Here is a 19,016-nt window from a genome sequence, read left to right on the forward strand (position 1 = left end):
AGGCAAACCGGCTCACTGTTTTGACTGCTAGCGAAACGGAAAGCGTATCGCCGCCCGTTTTTCAGGGTCAAGGCGAGATCGCTACTGGCAAGCAAGAATTGAGGCGGAAATCGGATTGGCGGGTCGCGAGACGACTTTCGAGCCCACCTGATCCGGTGAGACAACATTGAATCGGGGTGTCAAATCCGCAAGGATGTCACCCTGGGAGCTATGGGTTGTTCAGGGGGAATCGGTCTGCAGTGTGCGTCCAACAGCACTTGGGCTGCCCGATCAAGGACTGCCTGGTGACGAAGCTGCTCGTGGGAGTGGTGCCCGTTGCAATGCTGCTCCATCGCTGTTGATGAATAGTTAGAGTTGATATTTAAATAGAGACGAATTGGTCGAAGTTCGGTATCTTCGCGACCATTTGATTACTTCACATTTTCGCTCCCTCGATATTCGCGTTTTGAATGGCTAAAAGCACCGGCAAAAGCCTGGTTATTGTCGAATCCCCGGCCAAGGCAAGAACGATCTCCAAGTACTTGGGCAACAGCTACCAGGTCGAAGCGAGTATTGGGCACGTCCGTGATTTGCCCGAAGGCAAGAAGGACGTCCCCGAAAAATACAAGAAAGAGGAATGGGCGTACTTGGGCGTCAATGTGGACGACGATTTTGAGCCGCTCTACATCGTTCCGGCGGAAAAGAAGAAGCAGGTCAAGAAGCTCAAAGATGCCCTGAAGGGCTGCGAAAACTTGTACCTCGCGACGGACGAAGACCGCGAAGGAGAGGCGATCAGCTGGCACTTGCTGGAGATTCTGAAGCCCAAGGTGCCGGTGCATCGCATGGTGTTTCATGAGATCACCAAGGAAGCGATCACCCATGCTCTTCAGGACACCCGCGACATCGACGATGGCATGGTTCGCGCTCAGGAGACACGCCGGATCTTGGACCGTCTGTACGGATTTGACATGTCACAGTTGCTGTGGCGAAAAATCGGTAGCGGTACCAGTGCTGGCCGTGTGCAAAGTGTGGCCGTGCGATTGATTGTCGAACGCGAACGCGAGCGAATCGCATTTGTCAGTTCGACGTACTGGGATTTGGAAGCGGTTTTTCAGACCGGCAAAGGCGAAAATTTGGAAGCCACGCTGTCGACCGTCGACGGCCGTAAAATTCCATCGGGCAAGGATTTCGATTCGACGACAGGCAAGCTGAAAAAGCCGGCTCTGTTGCAAATGGACGAAGCCGAATCGAAGGCACTGGCCGAACGATTGAAGGCGGCGGATTTTAAAGTCACCAAGGTCGAAGTCAAACCGTTTACCGAACGCCCGCGAGCTGCGTTTACGACCAGTACGCTTCAGCAAGACGCTAACCGCAAGTTAGGGTTCACTGCGAAACGAACGATGGGTGCGGCTCAGAAGTTGTACGAAAATGGTTACATTACTTACATGCGTACCGACAGTACGACGCTTTCGAAGGAAGCGATCGGCGCGGCACGCGATTTGGTCCGTAGCGAGTACGGCGAAAAGTTCTTGCACCCTGAAGTGCGACTGTACAAGTCAAAGGAAAAGAACGCTCAAGAGGCTCACGAAGCGATTCGTCCAGCGGGTACCCCGTTTCGAGTACCTGGAACACTGAAAGGCGAATTGGATTCGGATCAGTTCCGATTGTTTGAACTGATTTGGAAGCGAACGATTGCTTGTCAGATGGCGGATGCAAAGAAGCAGCGGATCGCAGTGACCATCGAAGGCGGCGGAGCGGTCTTTACGGCAAGCGGAACGAGCATTTTGTTCGAGGGTTTTCTGCGGGCATACGTCGAAGGCAGCGACAATCCGGAAGCCGAACTCGCAAACAAGGAGCGTCTGCTACCGGCCGTTGAAGAAAGCGATCCGCTGGACGCAAAAGATCTGGATCCCAAGAGCCATACAACTCAGCCACCTGCTCGGTTTACCGAGGCATCGCTGACAAAAACGCTGGAGGAAAAAGGCATCGGTCGCCCGAGTACTTATGCGTCGATCATCGGCACGATCACCAACGAACGACGTGGGTACATCGGCAAAAAAGGGTCGGCGTTGGTTCCGTCTTGGCGTGCGTTTAGTGTGACGCGTTTGATGGAGGATCACTTTGGCCCGCTCGTGGATTACGAATTCACGGCCGAGATGGAAGACTTCCTCGATTCGATCAGTCGCAAAGAAGCGGGGCACCTGGAGTATCTGAAGAAGTTTTACTTTGGCGATAATTCCGATGACAAACACAATGTTGGTTTGCGGGATCGGCTGAAGGACAAGCTGGAAAAGATCGACGCCAAGCAAACGGCGATGTTTTTGCTGGGCACGCCAACCGAAGGCGAACACCGCGAAGAGGTGTTTGTTCGTGTTGGCAAATATGGTCCGTACATCGAACAGGGCGAACGCAAAGCGTCGATTCCCGACGGGTTGCCCCCGGACGAAATGAATCTTGGCAAAGCGATGGAGTTGCTGTCGCAGAGCGAAGTGGAAGAGGAGCCAATCGGGGTTCACCCCGAGACCGGCAAGCCGATTTTCATCAAGGTCGGCCGCTTTGGTCCTTACATCCAGTTGGGCGAACCTGATGACGAAGAGAAGCGGAATCAGTCACTGCTGAAGGGTATGGAGGTCGCCGACCTGACTTTGGAAATGGCTTGCAAGCTGTTGACATTGCCACGGACACTGGGCGATTTCCCCGACAATGGACAGCCGATCCAAGCGTTTGATGGTCGCTACGGGCCTTACGTCAAATGCGAAAAAGACACGCGGTCGCTTCCTGCTGGGGTATCGCCGCTGGAAGTAACCTTGGACGATGCGATTAAACTGCTGCGTGCACCCAAGACACGTGGCCGGGGAACACCCAAAGAACCTCTGAAACTGTACGAAAAGCCATCGCCGATCACGGAGAAAGAAGTCAAGATTTTGGATGGGCGATTCGGTCCGTACGTGACCGATGGCGAAACCAACGCGTCGCTTCGTAAGGGAATGGACGCCAAAGAAATGACGTTCGAGGCGGCTCTGGACCTGTTGGCCGAACGAGCCGCAAAGGGACCGACCAAAAAGAAGAAAAAGAAAAAGAAGGCGGCAAAGAAAAAGCCAGCCAAGAAGAAAGCCGCCAAGAAAAAGGCTCCGGCTAAGAAAAAAGCAGCTAAGAAGAAGCCGGCCAAGAAGAAGGCTCCGGCGAAAAAGAAGGCTGCTGCAAAGAAAAAAACGGCGGAATAGCGGCGCAAGTCGTTTAACCGTATAACCTTGAGCCACTCGCTCACTCAAAAACTGATCCTCTCGGAGAAAATGATGACTGCTGGAATTGAACGTGTCCGTGAAATTCGTCGACTTAGAACACGCCGTAAGAAGACGGCGATGATTGTTGCTCGTGTCAAAAAAGGCACGATGGACAAGGCCGAAGCGATCCGAAAGCTTCGCAAACTGACACCAGGTGCCAACGTGATCATCGAGCGTGAAGGCTGGGAGTAAGCCCTGTTTCGCATACGTCATGGCCGATTCATCGGCTGGTGATATCGCAGCAGTGGCACGATTTGCCTGAACCGTCTGGTTCAGTGTGCGCTGACGGCGGCTAAATTGAGACGGCAGCCAACCCAACCCAGCCAACACCGGCTCACGGATTCAGTTCACGAGCTTGAGCCGCTAGCGGTCACAACTGGGGAGCAGGGACAACCCGTTTCTGCGATCGCCCAACGTAGGTAGCGGGTCGAAGCGATGGTGCGCAGTTGTGCCGAACCGGTCGCGACGAGCTGGTTAGGTTGTTTTGGACGAGGGTTGAAAGTCGATCAGCGACGGTCTCTCGCACGTCGACGCTTTTGGGGATCGGACTGATGTCTGCGGCAAGATGGAGAATGTCTCCGGCAATGGGCTGGATCGGCCTGCAGTGGACGCCTGAACACTGTGGTCGACGCCTGAGCGAAATCCTCCAGAAAAAAATCTGGCAACGCGAACCCACCCCAAAAAAACGTCGTAACAGAATGCTGAAGTTTTTCACCGCCGATTTTTCCGGCGACTTCCTCCCACGGATTCACTGATGACGTCCCCTGCAGAGTCAAAAACCGACGAATCACGCGCCGGCGAGTCAAGACGCCCCATGATCGAAGCGGTCGGGCTGAGCAAGTTCTACGGACCATTTGCCGCCGCACGCGAAGTCGATTTTTCGGTCCGCGAAGGCGAATTGGTTGCCTTTCTCGGTCCCAATGGTGCCGGCAAAAGCACGACCATGAAAATGTTGACCGGCTACATCGCTCCCAGCGAAGGCGAAGCCCGCATCGCTGGTCACAACATGATGGAAGACCGAATCGAAGGCAGCAAACACTTGGGCTACTTGCCCGAAAGTGGCCCGCTGTACTACGAGATGACGCCGATGGGCATGCTGAATTTTTTCGCAGACGCTCGTGGGCTGTCCAAAACGGTCAAGAAAGATCGCATCGATGCGGTGATCGACATCTGTGACCTGTCGTCGGTGGTCTACAAACCCATCAGCAAATTGTCCAAAGGTTTCAAGCAGCGGGTCGGCATGAGCCAAGCGTTGCTGCACGAGCCCGATGTGCTGATCATGGACGAACCGACTGCGGGATTGGATCCAAACCAAGTTCGGGGCGTTCGCAAAACGATGCGAAAACTTTCCGAAACCAAAACGATTCTCTTGAGCACGCACATCCTGCAAGAAGTCGAAGCGATGGCCAGTCGCGTTGTCATGATTAACGAAGGACGTTTGGTCTACGACGGCGATGTCGCTGGACTACGACAAAAAGGCGACGTCACCTTGGACGACGCTTTTCACACGTTGACCAAGGGCGCTCACATTTAGTGGCGATCATCAAGCGGGAGAAGCAGCCAGCGGGTTGTTTTGATTTAACAACTTAAACGCCTCTCCCGCCTATAGTTCCGCAAGCAAGAAATCTGTTTGCCTGGAATTCTCGACGACATCGTCTCAACCTATCCTCAGCACTCGTAACCACACACTAAAAACACCATGACGCTCAACAACGTCGTTTTTGCACTGCTGAACCTGCTCGTTCTGGACGCCATTTTCCTGTGTGCGTTGGTCGCCATCGTCGCTGTGTTGGCAGGCACCAAACGTGCCGCCTTTGCGGTGATGAAACGCAACTTCTTTGCGTATTTCAGCAACCCGACTGGATACGTGTTTTTGTGTATCTTTGTCTTCCTGACTTCGCTGGCGGCGTTCTGGCCTTACGAATTTTTCAACCAGAATCTGGCGACCTTGGACCAGCTGAACTATTGGTATCCATGGATCATGCTGGTGTTCATTCCAGCGATCACCATGAGTATCTGGGCCGAGGAAAAACGTCAGGGCACGGACGAGTTGTTGCTGACACTACCGGCCGATGACTTTGACATCGTGATCGGTAAATACATGTCCGCGGCGGCGATCTTCACTTCGTCGCTTTTGTTTAGCCAACTAAGCACATTCATCACGCTGGCGATTTTGACCGAAGGCGGGTTGGACACGGGGCTAATCTTTACGACTTACTTGGGCTATTGGTTTGTCGGGTTGACCATGATCGCGATCGGTATGGTTGCATCATTCTTGACGGGCAACTTAACAGTCGGATTTATTCTGGGTGCCCTATTCAACGCTCCGCTTGCCTTCGCTGCCTTGTCGGATTCGGTGATCCCCGAACGGGAAATTTGGGGCATCAACTTTGCCGAGTTGGTCAAGAATAGCGGCATCGCGAGAACGTTCGATGACTTTGGCCGAGGTGTGATCAGTATTTCGTCGGTGGTCTATTTTGTCTTGGTCACCGCGGTCGCGCTCTATGCCTGCATGGTGTTGATCGGCCGACGTCACTGGACCGGTGGGAAGGACGGCAACACGATGGCTTGGCATTACCTAAGCCGAATTTTGGCGTTGGTGTTGGTGACGGGATCCGCCGTGGTGATTTTTCGCAACTGGGATGTCGTGCGTAGTGACATGACCGAAGGAAAAGTCAGTTCGTTGTCGGGTGCGACGGTGCGAATGATCGAAAACTTGGAATCCGATCGCCCCATCAAGATCGATGCGTTTATCAGCAGCGACATGCCCGAGCAGTACGCTCGGACTCGCTACGAATTGATCAACTTGCTGAAAGAATTTAGCAGCAAAGCATCCAGCAAAGGTCGCGATATCGAAGTCAACTTGCACGACAATATCGAACTGTTCAGCGAAGACGCGCAGCTGGCATCCGAACGATTTGGAATCGAGCCGGTGACACGAATGGTTCGTGAACAAGGATCAGACAAGCAGCGGCAAGTCATCTTGGGAGCAGCGTTCCGAGCAGGTTTGGAAAAAGTGACCGTGCCCATCTTTGAATATGGCATTCCGGTCGAATACGAACTGGTTCGTTCGATCAACACAGTCGCACGAGGCACTCGAAAAAGAATCGGGATTGTCAAAACCGACGCCAACATGATGGGCGGTTCGGTGATGCAAGGCATGTCGTTTCAGCAGATTCCCAAAGATCCGATCGTGGACGAGTTGGCGAAACAATACGAAGTCGAAGAAGTCGATTTGATGGCCCCGGTCAAACCAGGCATGTACGACGCTTTGGTCGTTTCGCAGCCTTCGTCATTGGCTCCGCCGCAGTTCGATCGCTTTGTCGAAGCCGTCAAAGCCGGTGTTCCCGTCGCGGTCTTTGAAGACCCATTGCCGTACGCACGCCAAGACATTCCAGGTACAGGCGCTCCCAAGCAAGCCGGTGGTATGGCTGCGATGATGGGCGGTGGCGGTGGACCGCAACCCAAAGGCGATATTCGCCAGTTGTGGGATGTCTTGGAACTGAAATCACCCGGCAAACCTGGCATGCAAGGTTTCTACGAACCAGCTCTGGTTTGGCAGGACTACAACCCCTATCCGAACTTGGAAATGAGCGTCGATCCAATGTGGGTCTTCGTGGATCAAAATGCGCCGGGGGTCGAAAACAACGAAGCCGTCAGTATGGACAGCGAAATCACGTCTGGCCTGAGCCAAGTGATGATGCTTTACGCCGGTGCGATCGAGGCAAAGGAAGACGCCACGCTGAAGCACACGCCGTTGCTGACCACGGGCGAAATGAGCGGCACGTTGGGCATGGATAAAGTCCGCAACGTGTTGGCGGGTCAAGGCACCGTGATGTCCGAGATCAAGGGCATTCAGCCGCGGCAAGTTTTGGCGATGACGATCGAAGGCGAAGCGAGCAAGGCTGCCGCTAGCGAAGACGACGAGGACAAAGAAGCCGCCGATTCAACGCCGGGTATCAAAGTCGTTTATGCGGCTGACACCGATATGATGTTGCCAGTCTTTTTGCAGATCCGTGCCGACCCCAATCGTGCCGCCGACATGCGATTGCAGTTTCAGAATGTGACCTTTTTGCTTAATGCGATCGATTGGTTGACCGGCGAAAACGAATTTATCGAAGTTCGCAAGCATGAGCCGCACTTCGAGAGCTTGCGAATGATCGATTCGGTCAAAGAGGAAGCCAGCACCGCGGTCCGCAAACGTTCGCAGCAGTTCCAAACGGAATTTGACGAAGCAATGCGTGAGGCACAAGAAGACATGGACGCGTCGCTGAAAACGTTGCGAGTCGAAGTCGAAGATTTGCAAAAGGAAAGCCAAGACGGCAGCATTTCACCGCAGTTGCTCCGTGCGAAGATGACGGAGTTTCAAACGATCACTCAACAAAAACAGCGGATGCTGGATGTGAAGCGTGCAAAGTTTGAACGTGAACGCGAACGAAATGTGCAGTCGATTCAACGGGACGCGGATCAGAAAGTGACCACGATCCAGAACAAGGTCAAAGGATTTGCGGTCGCGCTGCCGTGTATTCCCCCTTTGATTGTCGGCATCATTGTGTTTGCATCGCGTCGACTGCGTGAACGCGAAAATATCAGCAAATCGCGGTTGAAATAACGCTGCCCGCGGCGCCGTCACTGGACGGTTCGCCTCGGCTGGGTGGTGACTGCCGCCATTGAAAACAAACGCCGCCGCAAGGCGGTATCCCCACAAGACAACCTTCAAAAAACGTAAACGCAACAAGAGAAATCTGGTGAACGAACTCAAGAAAACCGGCATCTTCTGGGCAGTCACGGCTGTCATGTTGTTAATCGCCACCGTCATCGCTTGGCCGACGTCGGACAACGCAGATCCAAATAGCTTGAGCGAGCTGGTGGGCGAACCACTGATTCCGAAGTTCAAGGATCCGCTGACGGTCGCGAGCATGAAAATCGTCAGCTTTGACGAAGCCGAAGGCACGCTCAGCAACTTTGAAGTCGCCAAGGACACCGAGTCAGGCGACTGGACCATCGTTAGCCGCAAAGGCTACCCGGCCGACGCGGTGGAACAGGTCACCAATGCTGCTAACTCGCTGATCTCGCTGAAAGTGCTGGACGTCGTCCCATGTACTCGCGAAGACCACGATGATTTGGGAGTGGTTGAACCGAAGTTGGAAGAACTGAATGTCGGCGATGAAGGTGTCGGCCGTTTGGTGACGTTCCGCGACACTGACAAGAAAGTTGTCGCTTCGCTGATCATCGGTGACTCCGTGAAGGACGCTCCAGAGCAAATCAATGTTCGCATCCCGGGCCAAGACCCTGTTTACATCGTGGCGCTCGACGACAAACCATTGACGACCCGGTTTCAGGATTGGATCGAAGAAGATCTGCTGAAACTGAGCAGCATCGATGTGGATGCCATGCAAGTGAAGGACTACTCCGCTTCGCTGGGCCAAGGTGGTCAGATCTCGCTGCAACGCAATTATTCAGCGGAGTTTGAAAAAGATGGAGCACAGTGGACGCTGGCAAAACTGCAAGAGTATGACCCCAAACGTCCTACCGCGCCTCCCAAAGATGTCGAGGTGAAAGCTGATCAAAAACTTGATACGGCAAAACTGAATGAAATCCAGAACGCACTGGACGATTTGAAAATCGTCAACGTTTTGCGTAAGCCGGACGGCATGAGTGCAAACTTGCGTGCAAGTGAAGACTTTTTGTCTGATCAAAAGGCCGTGGCTTCGTTGGCTGGTCGCGGGTTTTACCCCGTTCAACTGACACAGGAGAGCGGGACAGAGATCTTGTCTGCCAATGGTGAGTTGTCGGTGGGATTGAAAGACGGAGTCGAGTATGTCCTGCGTTTTGGAAACATCGCAGGGCTCTCCCAAGAAGACCCCGATGCGGAAGCCGAAGTAGGCGAGGAAGGCAAGAAAAGTGTGACGGGTGTGAATCGTTATTTGTTGGTCACGACTCGCGTCAACGAAGAAAAGTTTCCGGTGCCAGTGCTGAAGGAAGTACCACAAGACTTCAAAGACTTGCAGAAACTTGACGACGCCGAAGCAGCAAAGAATCAACTGCCCGTTGAATTGGAGCCCGTCGAACCGGAGTCAGTCAAAGCAGAACCTGCCAAAACGGAGCCCGTCGCCGAAGAGAAGCCAGCTGACGCCGCTAAGAGTGACGATGTGGCTGCGGATAAGGCAGATGCCAGCGAAGAGATGAAGGATGCAAAGCAGCCCGAATCGACCGAAGGTGATAAGGCTGGTGACAAGCCGGCCGATGCCAAAGAAACCAAGAGCGCTGTCGACGGAGAACCAAAATCCGACGATGCGAGCAAGGGCGATGACGCCGAGCCAGCGGTAGACGCAAAGGCCGACGAAAAAACGGGCGAATCGGAAGCCGAAGGTTCGGAATCTGCAACGGCCACCGGCCAGGCTTTTCAGGAAGCTGACGAAGATGACAAGTCAGACGAGAAAGCTGAGGAGCCTGCTGCTGAGGATAAGAAAGAAATAAAGGAAGAGGCGAAGCCAGCCGCAGATGAGAAGGCTGCAGAGAAACCAGCTGCGGGTGAGCCAGCCGCAGAGAAGCCCGCGGATGAAGAACCTGCCGAAGAGCTGGAAGAAACCGAAGAGGAGAAGCAGGAGCGACTCGAGGCGACTCAGGAGAAGATCACGAAAGAAAACCAGCGCAAGATGGATGAGCGAAAAGACAGTTTGTCCAAGGCTCAAAAGCGTGTGCGTGAGCTGAACGCTCGTTTTGCCGATTGGTACTACGTGATTCCCGAAGAAACTTACACCAAGCTGACAATCAAACGCAGCGAGTTATTTGAAAAAGAAGGAGCTGCTTCCGCACCCAATCCCGGAGCTGGCGGCCCCAGTTTTCAAGCTCCTGGTGGTCTACCGTTCGGTCCTGGCAACTAAGCGAACTGGCTTCAGTTTGTAGTTGAAGCCCTGCGACGCCGTTCGCACGGCATTACACTTTGCGTAGTCCTGCGACGCCGTTCGCAGGACTTTACTTTGGTTGCTTGAAAGCACGTTCGATACGTTGCGATTTCTCTTGCGACAGTGTTTCAAGATCAAAGCCAAGCAACGTCTCAGGGCTACAGCGTCGGGCCAGGCTACAGCGTCGGGCCAACCGTCCACGGAATAAACTCATGGTCGCCGACGCCCAGTCGTTCGCTGGCGGTTGTTTCGCCACTGGCAACTTTCAGTGTGAAATCGAAGAAGCGATCTCCGACCGTCTGCAGGTCTTCGCCGTCGATGACGCTGCCCGCGTTGAGGTCCATGTCTTCACGCATGGTTTCGTACATCGGCGAATTCGTAGCGATCTTGATCACCGGTGACGGTTTGCATCCAAAGCAACTTCCGCGACCTGTCGTAAATAGGACCAAGTTGGCGCCGCCGGCGACTTTGCCTGTCACGCTTGCGGGGTCAAATCCGGGAGTATCCATCACACACAATCCTTTCGTGTCGACTCGTTCGGCGTACTTATAAACGGCTTCCAATGCCGTCGAGCCGCTTTTGGAAACGGCGCCCAAGGATTTTTCGGTGATCGTGGTCAGTCCGCCCGCTTTGTTGCCAACCGATGGATTGTTGTCGATTTTGCCGCCGTACATCGCGACGTGTTTTTTCCACCAATCGATTCGGTCAAGTAGTGATTGGCCCACCGTTTCATTGCGGCTGCGCGCGACCAAAAGATGTTCGGCGCCGTAGAGTTCGGTGGTTTCAGAAATGATCGACGTGCCTCCGCAGGCGATGATGCGATCCGAGACGACGCCAACGGCAGGGTTGGCGGTCAAACCTGAGTAACCGTCGCTGCCACCGCATTCCATGGCCAACATCAAATGCGAAGCGTCGGCCGTTTCACGCGTAAATTGATTGGCCTGATCCAGCACTTGTTCAAGCAGCACTTCCGCTTTTTTGATCGTCGCCCGCGTGCCTCCTTCGGTTTGCATGGTCAAAATCGGCACACCGTCGTCGCGGGTCAACTGCTCGCCACCGGGGCCGTAAAGCGAGACCATTTTGTGATGATCGGTCAGGTATCCCGACGTCGTTTGTTCGCATCCGAGCCCGATGACCAATACGCCGCCGACGTTGGGATGCTGTGCGTAGCCAGCCAGTGTCCGGCCAAGCATCTGGTGTTTGATCCCGTTGTATTGCAGGGCACAGCCGGTGGTGTGTGTCGCGGCGAACACACCATCGACGTTGGGCCAACGCTTCATACGTTCTTCGTCGAAAAGCTGGGCCACGCGATGACAGACTGTCGCACTGCAGTTCACGGTCGACAGCAGCAAAACGTAGTTGCGAGTTCCAACGCGACCATCGGGGCGATGGAATCCTAAGAAATCCCGACGGATCGGTGTGGGCGAATCCGGGGGCGAGATAACGCTCAAATCCGACGAAACGACATGTTGGTCGTCGCAATTGTGGCTGTGTACATGTTGGCCAGCACGAATATCGATCGCGGCGACCCCAATGGGCTGGCCGTACTTGGTGATGTTTTCGCCCGCGTGAATATCGCAGAGGGCGACTTTGTGGCCGGGCTGGATGGCATCGATTGCCACGACACGGCACGTTGGCAGCGACATTTCGATTCCCGCCGAGATCGCCCGAGTTGCCACCGCTACGTTGTCACTGGCGGCTAATTGAATCAGCGATGTCATCAAGCGGTTAATCCTTGAATGTTGAGTGTGGTTTCGCGACACGGGCGCCGGGCGTATATTCCCAATTCTACGACGTGAAACGTTTTCTTCCTCGCCGCACGCAAGTGCATCGCAACAAAGGCATCGTCAGAACCGATGAAGATTCACGAATATCAAGGCAAAGAACTGTTCCGCCAAGCAGGCGTGCCTGTGTTGGAAGGAATTGTAGCGTCAAGCGCCGGCGAGGCTGTCGCCGCGTACGAAAAATTGGGCGGCAAGATCGCAGTCGTCAAGTCGCAGATTCATGCGGGTGGACGCGGTAAGGGCACTGTCAAAGACAACCCGGACCAACGCGGCGTGGTCGTGTGCAAGAGTGCTGATGAAGTCAAAGCGGCCGCCGAAGGTTTGCTGGGCAAGACATTGGTCACGATTCAAACCGGCGAAGAAGGCAAAACGGTCAACAAGGTTTTTGTCGAAGCCGGTTGCGATATCGCTCGTGAACTGTACCTCGGCGTCGTGCTTGATCGCGCCGCTGCCAAACCTGTTCTGATGGTCAGCACCGAAGGCGGTGTCGAAATCGAGACGGTTGCGGAAGAAACACCTGAACTAATTTTTAAAGAACATTTCGACCCAGCCATCGGCTTGGAAGCGTTTCAGGTTCGCAAGATCTGCAAGAAAATGGGCATCTCGGGAGCGGCTGCCAAAGCTGCCTTCAAATTTTTGCCAGCGATGTGTCGTTTCTTTGTCGATTACGACTGCGAGATGGCCGAAGTCAATCCGCTCGTGATCACGGGCGACGACCAGATGATCGCGTTGGACGCAAAAATTTCGTTCGACGGCAATGCGCTGTTCCGGCACAAGAATCTGCTCGAGTACCGCGATTTAACCGAAGAAGAGCCCAGCGAAGTACGAGCTAACGACGCCGGCCTGAGCTACGTCAAACTGGACGGCAACATTGGCTGTTTGGTTAACGGCGCGGGACTTGCGATGTCGACCATGGACATCATCAAGTACCACGGTGGCGAACCGGCCAACTTCTTGGACGTCGGCGGAAGCGCCAGTGCCGAACAAGTGGCCGAAGCGTTTGAGATCATTTTGTCGGATCCGAATTGCAAAGGCATCTTGGTCAACATCTTTGGCGGCATTGCCCGCTGCACGACGATCGCGGGAGCGTTGATCGAAGCGAGCAAAAAAATCGGCTTTGATGTTCCGCTTGTCGTTCGCTTGGAAGGAACCGAGGTCGAAGAAGGCCGCAAAATGCTTGAGGAAAGCGACGTTGCCGTCATCAATGCGGTCGACATCACCGACGCAGCTAAAAAGATCGTCGAAGCGGCAGGCTAACACCTCGCGTCGATTCCAATCTGTCATCAACATTCAATTTCAATACGACTGAATTAGTCACGAGCATTCTGCCATGAGCATTCTGGTTGACGAAAACACTAAAGTCATCTGCCAAGGGATTACCGGTAACGCAGGCACATTTCACTCGTTGAAGTGTCGCGAATACGGCACGGCGATGGTCGGAGGCGTGACGCCTGGCAAAGGTGGCCAAGACGTCGAAGGTATGCCGGTATTTGATACCGTCGAAGAAGCCGTCAGTGAAACCGGTGCAAACGCCACGATGATTTTCGTGCCGCCACCGTTCACTGCCGATGCAATCTTAGAAGCGGTCGATGCCGGTATCGGTGTCATTGCGGCGATTACCGAAGGTGTCCCGGTTGTCGACATGGTGCGCGTTTATGAGAAAGTCAAAGCGAGCGACAGCATTTTGATTGGGCCAAACTGTCCCGGTCTAATCACGCCGGGATCTTGCAAGATCGGCATTATGCCCGGCTACATTCACAACGTCGGCAAAGTCGGCGTGATGAGCCGCAGTGGTACGTTGACTTACGAAGCCGTTTGGCAAACCAGCAATCTTGGTCTGGGGCAAAGCACTTGCGTTGGCCTTGGCGGTGATCCCATCGTCGGAACCAGCTTTATCGATCTGTTCAAACTTTATGAACAAGACGATCAAACTGAAGCGATTTTAATGATCGGCGAAATCGGTGGCACGGCGGAAGAGGAAGCTGCTGCGTACGTCAAAGAACACGTCACCAAACCTGTCGCAGCCTTTATCGCCGGTCGCACCGCGCCCCCAGGGAAGCGCATGGGGCATGCTGGTGCAATCATTAGCGGAGGCAAAGGAACGGCCACCGAAAAAGTCGCAGCTTTGGAAGACGCCGGAATCGTCGTCGCTCCCACGCCAGCGGACATGGGTGACGCCGTCGTAAAAGCGATGGCCAAATAAGTGCTGGCCGCGTGCTAAGTCGCTTCAGCATGATGTGCGTGGGGCCCGTGGCTAGCGCCAGCGGCTGATTAGCGATAGCTACTTTTTTTCCGACCGCTTTGCTCGCATTCTTGCTCCGCCTTGGGTTAGCACGCTGATGTCCGGGACTTCTCCGCCTCCGGTGGCGTCGACGATTGCCTTCATGATCTTGGGCCCGTCGACTTGGAGTTGCGGTTGGACGATGGCAAAGTTACCGGTCACCTTGCCTTGGTCGCCGACCAGAACGGTCAGTTGTACGTTGCGATTGAGTCCGTACTTGCCAGGACCTTCTTTCCCATCGGGCGAGAACGCGTAAGTTGTATTGGGCGAGAAATGCTTGGCGACGTTCTTGGTCCACTTTCGCATTTCGGTCGGGTCCTCGGTCAAGAAAACGACTGCCGATTTGATGGCCGGATCTTTTCGAGTGTTGGCAAATTTGGCGATTGCGTTGGTCAGCCCAAACGCGGGCCGAGTCCGTTCGTGAAAAAACACGATCATCATGGGCCCGTCACTAACTTCTTTTATGAAGTCCACCATTTCACCGCGGTTCTTGCCGGACACGGATTCGGCGGAGAAAGCAGGCAGTGGCTCGCCAATTTGCGGGCCCGAAAAAATCGGACGCTCGGCTTGAGACGTCGAAACGAAGGTTGCGATCGTCAGAAGAGTGACGTAGCGAAGCATGACGCGGTTCCTTTTGGATGAGGGCAAGCGCTCCGCGGTCGGTGCAATAACTTTCCAACGGCGGGGCTTTGGCCAGATTGAATGCGGCGTTTACGTTCCGCTCGATCATTGTGGCCTGACTCCTATTGTTGCCGATCCATGGACCCGATGGGGCAGAGTCACGAGAATTGCATCGTATTGAGCTGATCAATCGGCAGTCGTGACCTGTGTGTGTCGTTTTCGCAATTCCTGAAGGTCCATTTCGTGGTTCTTAGTCCAGCCTTGAAGCGTCGATGCTCTCCACCAGTAGCCATAGTACGGAGCGTGGGCTTGTTTCCAAAGCTCGGTGCGGTGTTTGAATTCGGCGGTTCCCGACATCGGCAGTCCATTGTCGAGTTGGTTCCAGGCGACGCGGACGAATTCATCGAGGTAACGATCGGAGCGGCGTCCTTCCACGCCGAGCATTCGGGAGTCAGACAAGAGGATGCCGGCAAAGGTACGAGGAGCAAAGAAGCCAGTTGGGACTTTCATCGCTCGCCGATAGTCAGGTTGGTACCGGCGCCATTCTGACAGGAGGGCAGCGATGCGTGATTCTCGCCGCAATTCGACGGGTGAAATCATGTCGACCAGTTCCGCGACCGATTCGTCGTCGCCAAAGAGTTCTGGCTGATTGCTAAGTAACGCAACGACGCTTAGTTCGGGTATTTCGGCACGAGCTTGGAGGTCGTCCAGGTCAGCTTCGTACTGGATGGCCGCTTCGCGCACGTGTTGAATTCGTTGGAGCACAAGTTCCACCGTCATGTACCGAAGCTCGGCGTGTTCTGCTGGCGACATTTCCCAGCCGGCTTTGTTCGGGTCGAAAATCATCGCGATGTCATCGTTCGTAATCGAACTGGAATAAAGGTCATCCATGTCGTCGCGAATTTTCTTTTGGAGGTCAGCCAAAGAATCGTAGTTTTGCTCCAGGTCAAACACGCCTGATTCTTGTCCCCATTGAAAGCCATACCCAGACGTGTGCCTGAAACTGTAGACCGTTGTTGACTTCGAATTACCTATTCCAGCCGTCGCAGCCATCGCTTTGGCTCGCCAATTGTTGTTCAGTGCAGGCGTGGTTGCGATCCGATGGCCCAGGACGCAGACCATCGGCAGGAGCACGGCGGCAATGCTGATCGCGATCATTCGGACATGAAAGCCGGTGTCGACTTTTCCTTCCAGCCAGCGCCGGCAAATCCACCACGTGGCAAATAGCAGGACTGGTACTAACAGGATCGCGGTCCACGCATAGTCTTGGTAAGCATCGAAAAACAACGACAGCGGAACTGCGCAGAGCATGCCAAACACGGGGGCACCGAATAAGCCAAGGACTGGACGTGAAGCCCACATCGAAACGACTTGTCCGCAGGCAAATGCAATCGGCAGGAACACCCAGAGATATCGCGAGCCTCTCTCGTCATAGAGCAGAACGACAGCCAGCATCGTGAGCACCAGCATGGCAGCAAGCGGTGACAGTATCCGCGTCCACCAAACTTGATTGGGCGATATTCCACGATCCCCAAAAAACGCGCGGCGGTGGTTCAAGTTGTCGCCGTAAAATACGAGAGCGCCCAATCCAACCGCCGCGACTAGTAACGCAAGACCGGCCAAGGGAGTCAACGCGTTGATGGAATTTGTCGCTTCCTCCCAGCGGATCATCAGCAATGCGATCACTCCCATGGTTGTCAGTCCTGCCAATGGCCACCTTGCTTGGCGTAGCTGTTGCCAATGCAAGGCGCGGATCGGCGAGGGGCGTTCGCGACTGGCGATCATCGGCGGGCGGTAAGGTTCTTGGATGCTTTGGGAGATCGATGCGGGCAGCGACATCGCGCCGGCCGGACGAGTTAGCCGGCGTTTGCCCAGCCATCGCTGCGTCACCCACAGTGCAACGAGCAAACTGATTGCCAGTCCGGTCACGAAGATCCACATCGCGGTCGATGCCGGTTCGGAGTAACTCTCTAGTCGCCCCAGAATATCTCGTCGGAACTGATAGCTGAGCAGATACTCGCCTAGGTTCATCGCAAAGAGATAAATGATCGTGATCGATGGAACGAGAGCGAGCAACGCCGTGATGGGGGATCGAAACGTGTAGGCGCACGCAAAGCTAACCGCCAGAAGCAGCCCGCTGAAAAACAGCAGTTTGCTGATCCCTAACACCATCGTCAGCTCAAGGTAGTCGCCTCGCAGTCGAACGACGCCCGACGCCACTAGCAATGCGATCGCCAATGATGCCGCCAGCCAAGTTGCAATCACAGCGACTGCGGAAACTGCAAATTTTGCGTCGACGATGTTCTGCCAGCGAACCGGCAAGGTGCGAAGCCACGCAAGTGTTCCGCTCTCTTCTTCGCCGCCGACCAATAGCGCAGGCGCTCCCAATGCCACCAAGTTGGGCATCAGCACCCAAATCATGATGTAGCCGTCCGCGCGAAGTGGGCTGCCAGCTACGAGGCTTCCGACAAAAACCAGCAGATTGAAAACGACGATGCCAGCACCGGCCATGATCACCAGCGGCATCACTGCTTTGGCGTCCTTCCAGCAAAGGCTGCGAAAAACTGAAATTGGATTGCTCATCAAACGGGCTCCTTTCAAAACAGTTGCGGTTCGGGACGACTGGTTTCTTCATGATCGACCGGGCGAGTCGCTCGGCGATCACAAACGGCGACGAAAATATCTTCCAACGTGGCCGATTCCGATTTCAAATCCTCCACGCCGCTTTCGCAGCTGTACGTTGTCTGCCAGTTGTCCGGCATGTCTTGAACGATCCAACGCATCTGCCGGCCGTTGCGAGACTCGGTCAACACATTGCCCGGCGGCAAAGCGATCGTCGCTGAAGCATCGTCCATCGTGGCCGTCACGATTCGCGTTGACTGTTTTAATGCGTCCAGCGGCTGCACCAATTTCAATTGTCCTTGGTGCATGATCCCCACCCAATCGGCAACCCGTTCGACTTCGCTGATCTGGTGGCTGCTCAACAAAACGGTTCGGCCCAGCGCTGCGCGATCGACCATTGACTCCAAAAACTGCCGGCGAACCATGGGGTCCAATCCGCTAGTCGGTTCATCCAAAATCAACAGCTGCGGATCGTGCGCGGTTGCCAATGCCAGGGCGACTTTGGCACGTTGCCCCTTGCTCATGCTTTTGATGCGAGTGCCCGACGGAATATCGAAGGCGGCCAACAATTCCAGGTACCGATTGGAAAACGCTTCGTCGTAAAACGCTGACGTAAACCATCCAATTTCGTCGGCAGTCATCCAGTCGTAGAGGGCGGGGGCGTCGGAGACGTAGCCAATTTCGCGGCGAATCTCCATCCCGCCTTTGACGCAGTCGTGTCGCAGTACCGTAGCGGTTCCCGAATCAGGCGTTTGAAAGCCCGTCAGGATGCGGATCATGGTCGTTTTGCCCGCGCCATTTTCGCCGAGCAAAGCGAATACGATCCCAGGAGGAATCTCCAAATTGACATCGTCCAATGCCTGTGTGCGACCGAATCGCTTGGAGACATTATGAAGAGTGATCACGGATGACATGCGGTAGTTCCTGATCGGCTGGCGGAAAAGGATGTCTGGGGGAAGAACGCGGCTACGTGGACGTGCCGTTTTCGGAGGCGTTGGCCTGGTTGGACTGAATCAACTGAGACTGCCGGGACAATTCAGCCTCGAACAATTCGCGAAGCTCGTCGGGGGACATGCCACCTGCCAAAGCGTCGGCCAGTGCACGACTAACACCGTCGGCAACAATCGAATTGCGTGCCTTGGTGCAGCGTTTGATCGCGTCGCGTCGTACAACCATTCCGCGTCCACGAAGCGGTTCCAAAACCAAATCGGATTGCAGTTGTTGGTACGCACGAGCGATCGTGTTGGGATTGATTGCCAGTTCGCCGGCAAGCTGGCGAACGCTGGCCACCATTTGGCCACCTACCAGCACTTCGTCGGCGACGGCCAATTTGATTTGCCGAACAATCTGTTCGTAAATCGGGACATCGCCGTTGGGGTCGATGGAAAAGAACATCGGAAACCTCGATGGAAAATCGAATTCGGTCCTGTGTACTGGTGTGATAGTACACCGAGTTCTCTGGGCTGTCAAGCTTGTGATTGGGGCTTTTGTCCGCAGATTCGGAATGACCGGTAAGCGCTTCCAGCGGCGGCAAGTT

The 19,016-nt window shown here is 54.6% G+C and carries 12 protein-coding genes; 7 read left to right on the forward strand and 5 right to left on the reverse strand.

The genetic code is table 11. From position 1 onward, the window contains the following. The first annotated feature begins 449 nt into the window (after positions 1–449). The 5 genes from topA to K239x_RS09615 all read left to right on the forward strand — a co-directional run bounded on the left by topA (position 450) and on the right by K239x_RS09615 (position 10,150). Positions 450–3,203 carry a type I DNA topoisomerase gene (gene topA / locus K239x_RS09595; RefSeq protein ID WP_145417605.1) on the forward strand — a complete coding sequence of 918 codons (2,754 nt, stop codon included), beginning with the start codon at positions 450–452 and terminating at the stop codon, positions 3,201–3,203. Between the two features lie 27 nt (positions 3,204–3,230). Next, entirely contained in the window at positions 3,231–3,455 is a 225-nt protein-coding gene (locus tag K239x_RS09600; RefSeq protein WP_419189878.1) for a DUF6800 family protein, read from the forward strand. A 562-nt stretch (positions 3,456–4,017) separates the two neighbouring features. After that, positions 4,018–4,797 carry an ABC transporter ATP-binding protein gene (locus K239x_RS09605; RefSeq protein ID WP_145417606.1) on the forward strand — a complete coding sequence of 260 codons (780 nt, stop codon included), beginning with the start codon at positions 4,018–4,020 and terminating at the stop codon, positions 4,795–4,797. A gap of 165 nt (positions 4,798–4,962) precedes the next feature. Continuing rightward, on the forward strand, positions 4,963–7,875 hold the full coding sequence (locus tag K239x_RS09610; protein WP_145417607.1) for a Gldg family protein: 2,913 nt from the start codon (positions 4,963–4,965) through the stop codon (positions 7,873–7,875). A gap of 136 nt (positions 7,876–8,011) precedes the next feature. After that, positions 8,012–10,150, forward strand: coding sequence for a DUF4340 domain-containing protein (locus K239x_RS09615; RefSeq protein ID WP_145417608.1), 2,139 nt, complete (start codon positions 8,012–8,014; stop codon positions 10,148–10,150). 197 nt (positions 10,151–10,347) lie between these two features. Here K239x_RS09615 and K239x_RS09620 read toward each other — a convergent pair whose 3' ends face one another. Beyond that, positions 10,348–11,892 (reverse strand): UxaA family hydrolase, encoded by a 1,545-nt coding sequence (locus K239x_RS09620; protein ID WP_145417609.1) that lies wholly within the window; start codon positions 11,890–11,892, stop codon positions 10,348–10,350. A 135-nt stretch (positions 11,893–12,027) separates the two neighbouring features. On the opposite strand from K239x_RS09620, the gene sucC reads away from it, so the two are divergent. Together sucC and sucD are read left to right on the forward strand one after the other, a co-directional pair. Next, the gene (gene sucC, locus K239x_RS09625) at positions 12,028–13,212 is read left to right on the forward strand and encodes an ADP-forming succinate--CoA ligase subunit beta (protein WP_145417610.1); all 1,185 of its coding nucleotides are present in this window, start codon (positions 12,028–12,030) and stop codon (positions 13,210–13,212) included. Between the two features lie 73 nt (positions 13,213–13,285). Then, positions 13,286–14,158, forward strand: coding sequence for a succinate--CoA ligase subunit alpha (sucD, locus tag K239x_RS09630; RefSeq protein ID WP_145417611.1), 873 nt, complete (start codon positions 13,286–13,288; stop codon positions 14,156–14,158). A 78-nt stretch (positions 14,159–14,236) separates the two neighbouring features. Here the strand turns inward: sucD and K239x_RS09635 are convergent, their stop codons facing one another. The 4 genes from K239x_RS09635 to K239x_RS09650 all read right to left on the reverse strand — a co-directional run bounded on the left by K239x_RS09635 (position 14,237) and on the right by K239x_RS09650 (position 18,874). Continuing rightward, entirely contained in the window at positions 14,237–14,857 is a 621-nt protein-coding gene (locus tag K239x_RS09635) for a hypothetical protein (RefSeq protein ID WP_145417612.1), read from the reverse strand. A gap of 186 nt (positions 14,858–15,043) precedes the next feature. Next, the gene (locus K239x_RS09640; protein WP_145417613.1) at positions 15,044–17,440 is read right to left on the reverse strand and encodes an ABC transporter permease; all 2,397 of its coding nucleotides are present in this window, start codon (positions 17,438–17,440) and stop codon (positions 15,044–15,046) included. A 14-nt stretch (positions 17,441–17,454) separates the two neighbouring features. Further along, the gene (locus tag K239x_RS09645; RefSeq protein ID WP_145417614.1) at positions 17,455–18,393 is read right to left on the reverse strand and encodes an ABC transporter ATP-binding protein; all 939 of its coding nucleotides are present in this window, start codon (positions 18,391–18,393) and stop codon (positions 17,455–17,457) included. A 52-nt stretch (positions 18,394–18,445) separates the two neighbouring features. After that, positions 18,446–18,874 (reverse strand): GntR family transcriptional regulator, encoded by a 429-nt coding sequence (locus tag K239x_RS09650; RefSeq protein WP_145417615.1) that lies wholly within the window; start codon positions 18,872–18,874, stop codon positions 18,446–18,448. Positions 18,875–19,016: the final 142 nt, after the last annotated feature.

The sequence above is a fragment of the Stieleria marina genome (genome assembly GCA_007741555.1).
In the GTDB taxonomy this organism is placed as follows: Bacteria; Planctomycetota; Planctomycetia; order Pirellulales; family Pirellulaceae; genus K23-9.

What these genes read in the sequence shown, in the direction of transcription:
- topA (WP_145417605.1), top strand. Translation starts at nt 450, where the DNA reads ATGGCTAAAAGCACCGGCAAAAGCCTGGTTATTGTCGAATCCCCGGCC.
- K239x_RS09605 (WP_145417606.1), top strand. Translation starts at nt 4,018, where the DNA reads ATGACGTCCCCTGCAGAGTCAAAAACCGACGAATCACGCGCCGGCGAG.
- K239x_RS09610 (WP_145417607.1), top strand. Translation starts at nt 4,963, where the DNA reads ATGACGCTCAACAACGTCGTTTTTGCACTGCTGAACCTGCTCGTTCTG.
- K239x_RS09620 (WP_145417609.1), bottom strand. Translation starts at nt 11,892, where the DNA reads ATGACATCGCTGATTCAATTAGCCGCCAGTGACAACGTAGCGGTGGCA.
- sucC (WP_145417610.1), top strand. Translation starts at nt 12,028, where the DNA reads ATGAAGATTCACGAATATCAAGGCAAAGAACTGTTCCGCCAAGCAGGC.
- sucD (WP_145417611.1), top strand. Translation starts at nt 13,286, where the DNA reads ATGAGCATTCTGGTTGACGAAAACACTAAAGTCATCTGCCAAGGGATT.
- K239x_RS09635 (WP_145417612.1), bottom strand. Translation starts at nt 14,857, where the DNA reads ATGCTTCGCTACGTCACTCTTCTGACGATCGCAACCTTCGTTTCGACG.
- K239x_RS09640 (WP_145417613.1), bottom strand. Translation starts at nt 17,440, where the DNA reads ATGAGCAATCCAATTTCAGTTTTTCGCAGCCTTTGCTGGAAGGACGCC.
- K239x_RS09645 (WP_145417614.1), bottom strand. Translation starts at nt 18,393, where the DNA reads ATGTCATCCGTGATCACTCTTCATAATGTCTCCAAGCGATTCGGTCGC.
- K239x_RS09650 (WP_145417615.1), bottom strand. Translation starts at nt 18,874, where the DNA reads ATGTTCTTTTCCATCGACCCCAACGGCGATGTCCCGATTTACGAACAG.